We start from the raw sequence: 12,987 nt of genomic DNA, 5'->3' as shown, positions 1-12,987 counted from the left end.
GTTGTTTTATTTTAGTTTTAAACAAGTGGAATAATACTGAAATATACTCCTTGCGTGTCCTATGTATCCTAGTATCTACTCACTACAAAATGAAGAACCTGTTTTCGATGTGTATTGGCATGAAATTTGCATTATAAATTCACTAGGTAAAAAAATGTTATTTCAATTGATCCAAACGTAAAACTTACATATTATTAAAATTATTGAGGAGGAATTATCATGTCACTAGTCAGTTCGAAAGAAATGTTTAAAAAAGCCTATGAAGGACAATATGCAGTTGGTGCTTTTAATGTTAACAACATGGAAATTATTCAAGGGATTGTTGATGCTGCCAAATTAGAACAAGCTCCACTTATTCTGCAGGTATCTGCGGGTGCTCGTAAATATGCAAAACATATTTATCTTACTAAATTAGTAGAGGCGGCAATCGAAGACTCTGGTCTGCCTATTGTCCTACACCTTGATCATGGTGATGATTTTGAAATTTGTAAGTCTTGTATTGATGGTGGTTTTAGCTCTGTCATGATTGATGGATCAAAGTATTCTTTTGAAGAAAACATTGCTTTGACTAAAAAAGTTGTAGAATATGCCCACGCTCATGGTGTAGTTGTCGAAGCTGAGTTAGGCAAATTAGCTGGTGTTGAAGATGCTGTAAAAGTAAGTGCTAAAGATGCTACATATACGGATCCTGATGAAGCAGTAGAATTTGTGGAGCGCACAGGATGTGACTCCTTGGCTATTGCGATTGGAACTAGCCACGGTGCTTACAAGTTCAAAGGTGATCCTAGCCTTGATTATGAAAGATTAGAAAAGATTTCTAATCTATTACCTGGTTTCCCGCTAGTACTGCACGGCGCCTCGACTGTATTACCTGAATTTGTGGCAAAATGCAATGAATATGGTGGACACATTCCAGGAGCCCAAGGTGTACCTGAAGACATGTTGCTTAAAGCTAGTAAATTCGGGGTATGTAAAATTAACATTGATACTGACTTACGATTGGCGATGACGGCTTCAATCCGTGAACATTTTACAAAAAATCCTGGGGATTTTGACCCGCGTCAATATTTAGCACCAGCCCGTGATGCCATTAAAAATATGGTGCAGCATAAAATGAAAAATGTGCTAAATTGTAGCAACCGTTTATAAAAAGCAGAAATCGTAATTGGGTAAGAGTCGCGGCGGTGATAACCCATTTATAATAACTTGGACTCTTTATGTAGTTTAGATGTTAAATTGCATTGGAGAAGAAAGGGATGAGTAATATTAAGAAGAAACAATCGTCCATTACTCTTAAATCTGGATTTTGTTTTGAGTATGGCAATCTGTATGGAGAGAGCCGAGTGACTGAGAGAGACGTTAGTGATTTGGCTGAGCAGGTCGCACTTGCTCATCAGGCGGTAGAACATATGCGTACCACTGGCGAGGTACGTGGTCATTTATCGAAAGACGCGACGCCAGAGAGGGTATTGTTTACTCAACTGCCTTATGTGGAGGAAGGAAATCTGAATTCTCCCAATTCTATTGCTAAACTTAAGGATTTTGGCAAGTCTTTGCAAAATCGAGTAGATACCGTGATATCCTTTGGAATCGGTGGCTCTTATCTTGGTAACAAGGTATTATTTGATGTCCACTGCGGCGAGTTTTGGAATTCGAAGACGAAAATTGAGAGGGAAGGTTATCCTAAATTATATTTTAGTGGTAATAATATTGATCCCCGTCGCACTGCTGAACTAATTGAACATTTGTTAGCAGAAGTTCAGTTGAAAGCGATTGATGGACAAAATGATCCATATAAAGTGGCATTAGTGGTTATTTCAAAATCAGGTGGAACTCTGGATACCATGTCTACGTTTATGGTAATTTATGAGGCATTGTGCCAACATGCACCTAAACTTGAAGTGGAAGTAGTGGCTGTCACTGACCCAGCAGAGGGCGAAAAAAGTACATTGCTAAAAAAACTGGCTGATGAAAAGGGCTGGCCTACCTTTAGTGTACCGGATGGTGTGGGCGGGCGATTCAGTATTTTTTCCGAGGTGGGTCTAGTAACGGCTGCTTGTGTAGGGTTAGATATTGATGAATTCTTATCAGGCGCACGAGACATGGATGTAGTTTGCCAAAATCCAGATATATATGAAAATCCAGCGATGCTAAATGCAGTGCTAAAGTTTATTGCGGCAGAAAAATATGGTCGTGATATTGAAGTGTTTATGCCCTATGCTGATTATCTGAAATCGGTGGCGGAGTGGTATGTGCAATTATTAGCAGAATCTCTTGGTAAACGGACAGACAGGGAAGGCAAAGAAGTGTTTTATGGTAGGACACCTATTGTGGCAGTAGGGACAACTGATATGCATGCCCAGACCCAGCAGCATCAAGATGGTAAAAGAAATAAGGTAGTACAGTTTTTACAGGTTGCCGAGTGGGATAAGGATGCTGTTATTCCTGATGTATTTCCTAGTGCTCCTAAACTTTCGGAAATATCCACCTTGCATTTGAGTCAGGCATTAGAGGTGGCCCGGGCTGCGAATGCTGACGCTCTTTTGAGTGATGATCGTTTTAATGCAAACTTTGTCTTGCCAAAGCTTAATGCCTATCATTTGGGTGAGCTGCTGTATCTGTTAGCATTGTCTATAGCCTACGAAGGGGAATTAGCCAATGTAGATGCCTTTGATCAGCCTGGTGTGGAAGCTTATAAACGGTTGATGGGACCAAGACTAAAGACGCTCAGAGAAAAATAAATTGTTCGTTATTTCTGAGGTTTAGTTGGAAATAGATTAATACTAGAAAATGAGCCCTTGCTTTTCGCAAGGGCTCATTTTCTAGTATTAGCAGATACAGTGAATAAAAATTATATGATTTTGTAGAAAAAAACGTATTTATAGTTTCATAATGGTATAATGCTTTTATAAAAATTAGATGATATTTCTAAAAGTGATACAGGCTAAATAAAGTATTTATAAGTATCGCTATGATTATTAGTTCATTTTACATAATTAATTCATATTTAATCTACTGGATTTAAGGGCGAGGTGACCAATCGTGGAAGCAAGAATCTTATTTGTAGCACCATTTGCAAGTTTAGCAAGATTAGCAGAGGAAGTGGTAGTTGAAAGATTTGCTGATTCTGCACATCTCATTAAGGTGGTAAAAGGAGATTTACAAGAATGCATTGCTATTGTTAAGCAAGCTGTTGAGGACGGTGTTGAAGTTATCATCAGCCGCGGTGGTACGGCAACGTTGATTAAAAATAGTGTAAATATACCCACTGTGCATATTCAAGTTACTGTAATGGATGTTTTACGTGCATTACGAAATTGTGGTGAATATCCTGAGAAAATTGGTATAGCAGGATTTGAAAATGTGATTTATGGTTGTGAGGACTTAGCAACACTGCTAGGTATAACTTTTGTAGAAATTACTTTAAAAAATGAAGGTGAGGCCCTAGAAAAAATTACTGCTGCAGTCCAAGATGGTGTAGAACTCATCATTGGTGATGCAATCTCGACAAAATTAGCGGCACGTGTTGGTGTGCAGGGAGCTTTGATTCAATCTGGTAAAGAAGCGATTTATAAAGCAATCAATGAGGCGGAATTAATTGCGCGTATAAGGCGTGAAGAACAGGAAAAATCTGAGTTGTTATGTACTGTGATTGACACATCGGTGGAAGGCATTATCGCAACGGATATTAATGATAGAATTACTATTTTTAATCCCATGGCAGAAAAGATTTTTCAAGTATCGCACTTAGAAGCTATCGGCAATCATTTGCAAACCGTTATTCCGCAATTCTCGCTGCCCGGAAATGATGATTCCAGTGAAAAGGTTGCAGATGTACAACGCATTGGTGATAAGACACTCACGATTAAACATAGTGAAATCAAAGTGAAAGATGAAGTTATTGGCAGTATTTATAATTTGCAACATGTGTCACAATTGCAAGAATTAGAACAAAATGTTCGTAAAAAATTGCATGCTAAAGGTTTGGTAGCGAAAATAAAAATGACTGATATCGTGGGCTCATCGCCAGCTTGTAATGCATTAAAGCGCAAGGCCACTAAATATGCATTAACTCAATCAACTATTTTGATTACAGGCGAATCTGGTACAGGCAAGGAAATGCTGGTGCAAAGTATTCATAATGTGAGTATACGTGCTAATGGTCCCTTTGTTGCCGTAAATTGTGCGGCATTCCCAGAAAGTTTACTGGAAAGCGAATTGTTTGGTTACGCAGAAGGTGCATTTACTGGAGCAAAAAAAGGTGGACGACAAGGCTTATTTGAATTGGCCCATGGTGGAACGCTTTTTTTAGATGAAATTGGTGAAATGCCTTTATCCTTGCAATCAAGATTACTACGTGTCTTACAGGAGAAAGCCATAATGCATTTGGGTGGTGAGAGTGTTATTCCAGTAGATGTGCGCATTGTTGCTGCAACGAATCAAAATTTAGCACAATTAATAGAAGAAAAGAATTTTCGCCAAGATCTTTATTATCGACTTAATATATTGCGTATCCATATGCCGACATTACGTGAAAGGATCGAAGATATCCCGCTGTTAGCAAAAGAAATGATCAAGAAAATGAATCATATCAATGGGAAAATTGCGGGGATTCATATAGATGCCAGGGAATATTTAAAACAGCGCGACTGGCCGGGAAATATTAGACAATTGGCAAATACGATGGAACGAGCTATGCTTTTAGCTAACGGACCAACCATTACTAAACAAGATATTATCGAGGCCTATGATGAAGAAGGTGAATCAATAGGAGAAAGTAGCAAAGTAAAAGGAAAGACGAAAGATAGCTTGGCTATGGTGGAATATGATACATTATTACGTGTGTTGGGCGAAGAAGAATTTAATTATAGTCGCGCAGCAGCAAGGCTTGGTATTCATCGAACTACCCTATGGCGAAAATTAAATAGCAAGGTAGCTAAGAAATAATACGCTGCATTACGCACCGAATACGTTGCATTATGCAACGTATTCTTTTTTTAGTAACATAAGAATGCAGTATTAACAAGAAAAAAGAGGTTGGCATGGAATTTGCAATATATATTAGCGAGGTGCAATAGAGAGAAGGTGATACAGATGATAAAATTAGCAGTTATTGCAGATGACATAACAGGTGCAAATGATACAGCGGTACAATTTTCTAAACATAATATAAGTAGCTGTGTCAGAATTGATTTTGATCAAAAAAAATTATTGAAGGAAACAGCTGATGTTGTGGTTATAGATACGGATAGCAGGGATATTGCACCAGCGGCAGCTTATGCTAGGGTCAATGAAGTTTGCGAAACGTTACAAAATAGTGGTGTGAAAAATATCTACAAAAAAGTTGATTCAACCCTTAGAGGAAATCTTGGTGCTGAAATTGAAGCGACGGCAGTGGTCTTCAAACCAGAGATAGTTGTAATAGCACCTGCTTTTCCTAGTAATAATCGTATTACGGTTGGAGGGTATCATTTATTAAATCATATACCAATCGAATTAACGGAAATTGCTCGTGCACCAAAAAGTCCGGTGAATGAATCGCGTATCGTGGAATTATTAAATAAACAAACTGATGTTAAAATTGGTTTAATTTCACTAAGTGTTATTATGTCAGGGCTAGAAGCGGTGAAGCAAGCAGTCAAACATTGTATAGAGCGTAGTGAAAGATGGATTGTCTTTGATGCGGTACTAGATGAGCATTTAGAGCTTATTGTCAAGGCTACCCAAGACTACCAGAAAGTCTTGTGGGTAGGGTCGGCGGGATTAGCAGAGCAGTTAGCTGATCTTTATCAATGGTCAGCCAAACAAGAAAACATCGTAATCTCAGCAAAAGGAGCTGTGTTAGTGGTTGCCGGCAGTGTGAGTAAGGTCACCCAAGCACAGATCAGTGCAGCGTTAAAATTACCGAATATTCAATTGGTAAAAATGGATGTAGCCAATCTCATCCAGGATAAAGAGCTAGAAATAACACGATGTACTAAGCAAGCGGAAATTTTATTGGAGCAGGGAAAAGATATATTAATTGCCAGTGCAGTCGATGATTGTGACGTTTTAGCTGCGGTGGCAGCGGGAGAAAATTGCGGGCTTAGTATTACGGAAGTCAGCGAAGGAACGGCAGTTGCTTTAGGTGATATTGTCGCTCAGTTAACAGATTTTCAATTGGCTGGTATGGTGCTTACTGGCGGTGATACAGCAATTCATGTGTGCCGATCTTTAGGTGCGGAAGCCATTGAAGTATTGGAAGAAGTTGCAGTTGGAATTCCCCTGGGACGATTGGTCGGCGGACGTTGTAACGGATTACAAGTGGTAACCAAAGCCGGTGCTTTTGGTCAAGATGATGCGTTTGTTCTATCGATACAGGCAATGCGGCAAATCAATAAAGAAATAAACTTAAATGATGCAAAGAGAGTTGTGTCTTAAATAAACAAGATAAGGAGGAAGCACGAATGAAACCGATATTAGGAATTACAATGGGGGATGCAGCGGGAATTGGCCCAGAGATTATTGTCAAAGCATTAGCAGAAAAAAACATATATGAAATTGCAAGGCCTGTAGTTTTTGGCGATAAAAAAATAATGGAACGTGCAATCGAAATTATTGGTACTGATTTAAAATGCCAGGCTGTCCAAGATCCGAGTCAAGCAGGTAAAAATCATGGAACGATTGATATCATTGATTTGGATAATTTGCCTCTAGATTTGCCTTTTGCACAAGTAGATGGAAGAGCTGGTAAAGCAGCGTATGAGTATATTGAAAAAGCGGTTGACTATGCGTTAAAAAACGAAATCCACGCAATTGTTACTGCTCCTTTGAATAAAGAAGCATTAAATCTTGGGGGTAATCATTATCCAGGACATACAGAGATACTCGGTGCTTTATCCGGACAAAAAGATTATTCCATGATGCTAGTTAGTGGCGCCCTGAAAGTCATACATGTAACAACTCATGTACCCCTGAGACAAGCTTGCGATCTTGTCAAAAAAGATCGGGTACTTCGCGTAATTCGCTTAGCAGATGATACGCTAAAAATGATGGGAATTCTAGAGCCACGAATTGCAGTAGCTGGACTTAATCCACATTCTGGTGAACACGGCTTGTTTGGTACCGAAGATGAATTAGAAATTACACCAGCGGTTAATGAAGCAAAAGCAATGGGAATGAACGTAACTGGACCAGTTCCGCCAGATACCGTATTTTATCAAGCGGCCATTAAAAAAGAGTTTGATATTGTAGTGGTTATGTATCATGATCAAGGGCATATTCCAATCAAAGTATTAGGATTTGAAACAGGCGTTAATGTCACAGTTGGCTTGCCTTGCATTAGAACATCTGTTGATCATGGTACAGCATTTAATATTGCTGGAAAAGGGATTGCAGACAGCAAAAGTATGACAGAATCATTATTACTTGGTGCGCAGATGGCAAAAGTGAAATTTGCCGATCGCTAAAATACATTATCTCGAAAATAGGCAAGCGGAAAGGATGATTATTATGTTTAAACCACAAGGAATTATTGCTCCAATTCTTACCCCATTGACAGCAGAGGAAAAATTCAATGAAAAGGAAATGCGCAGTCAAATTAATCGCTTAATTAAGGCAGGAGTTAGTGGTATTTTTGCTTTAGGAACAAATGGTGAATTTTACGCATTTTCTCAAGAAGAAAAGATTGAAATCATTAAGGTTACTGTTGATGAAGTAAAAGGAAGAGTGCCTGTTTATGCTGGTACTGGTTGTATAACAACTCAAGAAACAATTGAGTTATCAAAAATTGCTGAAGATTTAGGTGTAGATGTATTATCTATTATATCGCCATACTTTGCTGGTCTTTCACAAGATGATTTATATCGTCATTTTAGCAGTGTAGCAGAAGCAGTTGATTTACCCATCTTACTGTATAACATCCCAGCAAGAACAGGCAATAACATTGACTACACCACGGTGAAAAAGTTAGCAAAATACCAAAACATTATCGGTATTAAAGACAGCAGTGGTAATTTTGATAATACATTAAAATATATCGAAAATACTGATCCACGTTTAAGTGTATTAGCTGGCAGCGATTCATTGATCTTATGGACATTAATGGCAGGCGGTACTGGTGCAATTTCTGGTTGTTCCAATGTATTTCCTGAATTAATGGTAAGTATCTATGAATTATGGTCACAAGGTAACATCGAAGCGGCGAATGAAGCACAAAAGAAAATTAGACCATTTCGTAATGTGATGCAAATGGGAAATCCAAATTCCGTTGTCAAACGTGCGGTCAATTTACTTGGTCACCCAGTTGGTCCCGGTCGTGAGCCTTCAAATTGCAATAAGCCTGAAATTGATGCAGCATTACTCAAAGTTTTTGAATTGTACAAATAACAAACGGTGGATGGTGGAATTTTTAGCTATAGCATGTGACTTAAATAAACAAGATCGGAGATTTTTATGAGTAAAGCATATTCATTATTAAATATTGGGAAAATTGTAGCGGGAGCAGGTTGCATTGAACAGATAAAAGATATTGTAGCTGATTATCAAGCTAAAAATGTAGTTATCATTACTGACCAGGGGGTCTGGAATTCTGGGCTAGTAGAAAAACCAAAAACATTGCTTGAAGGAGCAGGTGTTAATGTCCATATAATCAATGACACACCACCTGAGCCAACGGTAGACCAGGTAAATGATATATTTCAAGCTGCAAACGAGTTTGCATGTGAAATGATTATTGGCATCGGTGGCGGTAGTTCAATCGACACAGCAAAAATTGTTTCTTTGCTGCTTACTAATCATGTAAATTTACGAGACTTGGTCAAAGGAAAAGTGCAAATAATACACCGCGGTGTTCCAACACTTATGATTCCAACTACGGCAGGTACTGGTGCCGAAGCAACACCAAATGCTATTGTTTTAGTGCCAGAAGAAGAATTAAAAGTGGGCATTGTCAGCGATAAAATGGTACCAGATTGTGTTATTTTAGACCCAACTATGACAATTAATTTGCCAAAGCATATTACGGCAAATACGGGTATGGATGCGTTATGTCATGCAATTGAATGTTACATTTCTAAAAAGGCAAATCCATTTAGTGATACGTTTGCATTAAAAGCAATTACCCTGATTTCTCGTAGTATTCGCATTGCATATAATGAGGGGCAGAATTTAGCGGCACGTGAAGATATGCTTTTAGGAGCAATGTTTGGTGGTATTTCTATTGCAACATCAAGTACGACTGCCGTACATGCGCTGGCTTATCCTCTTGGTGGAAAGTACAGAATTCCCCATGGATTATCAAATGCCATCTTATTAGCTCATGTTATGAAATTTAACCTGGATGCTACCGAAGAAAAGTTCAAAGATATTGCCATTGCCATGGGTATCAATGTTGTTGGAATTTCAACAAGAGAAGCTGCTGAAAAAATGATTGATAATCTATACTCATTAATCAGTGATCTAGACATTCACGCTAATTTGCGCGATAAAGGGATAACGGAAGATGACTTAGATTTGATGGTGGAATCAGCTTCGAAAGTAACAAGACTTTTAGATAATAATCCTAAAGTAATGACTAAAGATGATATTCGCGAGATATATAAGAAACTATTATAAGAGTTTGAAAAATAGTTATCGATTGTTTCTGGAATAAAGATTCTAGAAACAATCGAGACTAAGTGAAATTGTCAGAGTGTTGTAATCATTTGGAATCATCTTGTTTTTATATCTAAATAAGAGGAGTGTTATCATGAAAGAATTTAGTTCAGCAGATACCTTTATTATTGTAGCCATGATGGTTTTGTATATTATTGGTACTTCTTGGTTGACCATGAAGTTACGTAGTAAGAATTCCGAGCAGTTTATGGTCGCATCTCGGGCTATGCCAGCCCTTGTTGTTGGTGTTCTGCTAATGTCAGAATTTATTGGTGCTAAGTCAACAGTGGGAACAGCCGAGTCCGCTTTTAAATATGGTATGGCGGCAGCGTGGTCTGTTCTTGGAGCATCTATTGGTTATTGGTTGTATAGCCTTTTCATGGTTAAACGATTATATGGATCAGGGGAGTTTACTATTTCTGGGGCTATCGCTCAAAAATATGGTAAATCAACTAAGTATGCTGTATCCATTGTTATGATGTATGCCTTACTTCTCGTAAATGTTGGTAACTACATTAGTGGTGCAGCAGCCTTGTCGACTGTGCTAAAAATGAGTTTACCAATCTCCATGTGTATTATTGCAGTAGTCAGTACCTTTTATTTTGTGTATGGTGGTCTTAAGGGGGTCGCCTATGTGACTGTCTTACACAGTTTCTTTAAGTATGTGGGAATAGCGGCTGTGTTAGTAACTGCCTTATCTTTGACTGGTGGAATTAGTCCCATGGTAGAAAAAATGCCAGCATTCTACTTTACTTGGGATGGTAAAATTGGTGTAACGACCATTCTTGCTTGGGTCATCGGTACAGTAGGTGCTATTTTCTCCACCCAGTTTGTAGTGCAAGCTATTTCTTCAAATAAAAGTGCTGAAGAAGCAAAGAAATCAACCCTGTATGCAGCCCTGTTCTGCTTGCCTTTGGGTTTTGCGTTGGCTCTTATCGGTGTAGCCGCTAAATATCTATATCCAGAGATGAACGCCCTTTACGCATTGCCAATCTTTATGCAAAGTATGAATCCATATTTAGCTGGAATGGTGGCGACCTCTCTTGTGGCTTCCGTATTTGTCAGCGTAAGTACCGTCGCTTTGGCTATTGCCTCATTAGCAGTCAAAGATTTCTATGTGCCTTTGTATAAACCGACTCCAGAAAAAGAATTTCAAATGACTCGTATCTTCTCTGTAATTATTGGGGTTATACCTTTAATCTTCGTTTTCTTCGTGCCGGAAATTTTGAAGTTGTCTTTCTTTACTCGTGCCATCCGTTTATCAATTTCAGTAGTGGCAATGATTGCCTTTTATTTACCTTTCTTTAATAGTACCCGCGGTGCGAATCTAGGACTGTTAGGTGCAGCCGTAACTACTAGTGCTTGGTATCTAATGGGCGATCCATATGGCGTAGACAATATTTATATTGCTTTAATTTCTCCAGCAATCGTCATGTTTATTGAAAAAATGTTCCATTGGAATAATAATGTTCATACAGCAGATCGTAAATAGTTTAGTAAGGATTATCTAAGAAGAGTTAATGTAAATTAAAAAACGGAGGCGATGATGTTGAGTAATATAGGAAAAACAAGTTTTGTGACCACCCAAGGTAAACTATATCAAGTAGCAAATGATTCTGAAAGAATTGAGGCATTATTGCCAAATCATTGCGTGCAGAGTCACGCATCGAATATTATGCCACTAGAAAATGGAGATTTTTTATGTGTTTGGTTTGCAGGAAGTCAAGAAGGAATTGCAGATATCTCCATTTATATATCTAGACTAAACAAAGGGGAATCTGAGTGGACAGAACCAGTAAAAATTTCTGATGATTCTACAAGATCCGAACAAAACCCTATACTATTTCCTGCCCCAGATGGGAAACTATGGTTATTATATACGGCTCAAAAATCAGGAAATCAAGATACAGCCATTGTTAGATATCGTATATCTGCAGATAATGGCTATACTTGGGGAGAAATCCAAACTTTATTTGATACTCCTGGTACTTTCATTCGTCAACCAATTGTCGTTTTAGATAACGGAGAATGGATTATTCCTATCTTCTATTGTCGTGTTACACCAGGTAAGAAGTGGGTTGGTGATGACGATACTAGTGCAGTGAAAATTTCAGCTGATAGTGGAAGGACATGGACAGAGTATCAAGTGCCCAACAGTACTGGATGTGTCCACATGAATATTGAAAAACTTGAGGATGGAACACTGTTGGCCCTGTACAGAAGTCGCTGGGCAGACAATATTTACATGAGTCGCTCGCTAGATAATGGTAGGACATGGACAGAACCGGTTCCGACAGAACTTCCCAACAATAATTCGTCCATTCAGTTTACAAAACTGAATAACGGACATTTGGCAATTGTATTCAATAATATAAGTGCTGCAAGTTCCAAAGAACGTAGACTTTCTCTGTATGATGAAATTGAGGACGAGGATGATAGTGAAATAACGACGGAAGAAAACACAGCTGTTGTTGAAGAGATAGATCCGAATAAAAAGACAGCATTTTGGGGAACGCCGAGGGCTCCCATGACCATTGCCATTTCAGAAAATAACGGAAAAACATGGCCTTATAGGAGAGATATTGAAGTCGGCGATGGCTATTGCATGACGAATAATTCTAAGGAAAAATTAAACAGAGAATATTCTTATCCCTCAATTAAACAAACCTCTGACGGAAAAATCCATATTACTTTTACGTATTTCAGACAGACAATAAAATATGTACAAGTTACAGAAAAGTGGGTTAAGGGTTAAGAATTTGTCATTATCAATTAATTGAAAGAAAATGCCTTTGCTATCAGCAAAGGCATTTTCTGAACAACTAACGATATAGGATCAATTATGTTATTAAAAGGATGGTTGATTAAAATGATTGTTGGACATTTATTAAACATGAAAAATGAAATGAGTTTGTATCCAGTAGCATTACAACAAGGATTAAAGTTTCTATTAGAAACAGATCTTTCACTATTAGCATTGGGGCGGCATGAGGTTCAAGATAACAAAATTTACGCCATGGTTGCAGAATATGAGACTCAGCCGAAAGAACAACGTAGACCTGAAGCTCATGAAAAATATTTAGACATACAATATATTTGTTCAGGACAAGAGATGATAGGCTCTGGTCCATTAGCGGCAGTTTCTGAAATCGATGAAGATTGTCTTAAAGCACGGGATGTTATATTTTACAAAGGTATTGCAGCAGAGACAGAAATAGTTCTATCGCAAGGAATGTTCGCAGTGTATTTTCCGTGGGATGCTCATAGACCGAATTGCAGTGTGGGGGAAAAACCATGTAAGGTCCGAAAAGTAGTGGTGAAAATAAGAATAGATGTTTTATGATTCTGAAATCA

At 38.3% G+C, this 12,987-nt stretch carries 10 protein-coding genes; all 10 read left to right on the top strand.

Features of this window, described 5'->3' with window-relative positions:
* Positions 1–219 precede the first annotated feature (219 nt).
* The 10 genes from fba (at position 220) to QSJ81_RS21520 (ending at position 12,976) form a co-directional block, all read left to right on the top strand.
* The gene (gene fba / locus QSJ81_RS21565; RefSeq protein WP_285719416.1) at positions 220–1,149 is read left to right on the top strand and encodes a class II fructose-1,6-bisphosphate aldolase; all 930 of its coding nucleotides are present in this window, start codon (positions 220–222) and stop codon (positions 1,147–1,149) included.
* A 107-nt stretch (positions 1,150–1,256) separates the two neighbouring features.
* Positions 1,257–2,741: a phosphoglucose isomerase-related protein gene (locus tag QSJ81_RS21560; protein WP_285719415.1), complete on the top strand. Its 1,485-nt coding sequence runs from the start codon at positions 1,257–1,259 to the stop codon at positions 2,739–2,741.
* A gap of 301 nt (positions 2,742–3,042) precedes the next feature.
* A complete protein-coding gene (locus QSJ81_RS21555; RefSeq protein ID WP_285719414.1) occupies positions 3,043–4,947 on the top strand; it encodes a sigma 54-interacting transcriptional regulator in 1,905 nt (634 codons plus the stop codon).
* A gap of 147 nt (positions 4,948–5,094) precedes the next feature.
* On the top strand, positions 5,095–6,420 hold the full coding sequence (locus QSJ81_RS21550; RefSeq protein ID WP_285719413.1) for a four-carbon acid sugar kinase family protein: 1,326 nt from the start codon (positions 5,095–5,097) through the stop codon (positions 6,418–6,420).
* Between the two features lie 26 nt (positions 6,421–6,446).
* On the top strand, positions 6,447–7,448 hold the full coding sequence (pdxA, locus tag QSJ81_RS21545) for a 4-hydroxythreonine-4-phosphate dehydrogenase PdxA (RefSeq protein ID WP_285719412.1): 1,002 nt from the start codon (positions 6,447–6,449) through the stop codon (positions 7,446–7,448).
* A gap of 43 nt (positions 7,449–7,491) precedes the next feature.
* Positions 7,492–8,367, top strand: coding sequence for a 4-hydroxy-tetrahydrodipicolinate synthase (gene dapA, locus QSJ81_RS21540; protein ID WP_285719411.1), 876 nt, complete (start codon positions 7,492–7,494; stop codon positions 8,365–8,367).
* 66 nt (positions 8,368–8,433) lie between these two features.
* Positions 8,434–9,594 (top strand): iron-containing alcohol dehydrogenase, encoded by a 1,161-nt coding sequence (locus QSJ81_RS21535; protein ID WP_285719410.1) that lies wholly within the window; start codon positions 8,434–8,436, stop codon positions 9,592–9,594.
* A gap of 133 nt (positions 9,595–9,727) precedes the next feature.
* Positions 9,728–11,125, top strand: coding sequence for a sodium:solute symporter family protein (locus QSJ81_RS21530; protein ID WP_285719409.1), 1,398 nt, complete (start codon positions 9,728–9,730; stop codon positions 11,123–11,125).
* Positions 11,126–11,179: 54 nt separating this feature from the next.
* Complete coding sequence (locus tag QSJ81_RS21525) at positions 11,180–12,388, top strand: sialidase family protein (protein ID WP_285719408.1); 1,209 nt, start codon at positions 11,180–11,182, stop codon at positions 12,386–12,388.
* Between the two features lie 114 nt (positions 12,389–12,502).
* Positions 12,503–12,976: a NanQ anomerase/TabA/YiaL family protein gene (locus QSJ81_RS21520; protein ID WP_285719407.1), complete on the top strand. Its 474-nt coding sequence runs from the start codon at positions 12,503–12,505 to the stop codon at positions 12,974–12,976.
* Positions 12,977–12,987 lie beyond the last annotated feature (11 nt).

The sequence above is a fragment of the Pelosinus sp. IPA-1 genome (genome assembly GCF_030269905.1).
Lineage (GTDB): Bacteria > Bacillota > Negativicutes > DSM-13327 > DSM-13327 > Pelosinus.
This window is presented reverse-complemented; position numbering and strand designations above follow the sequence as displayed.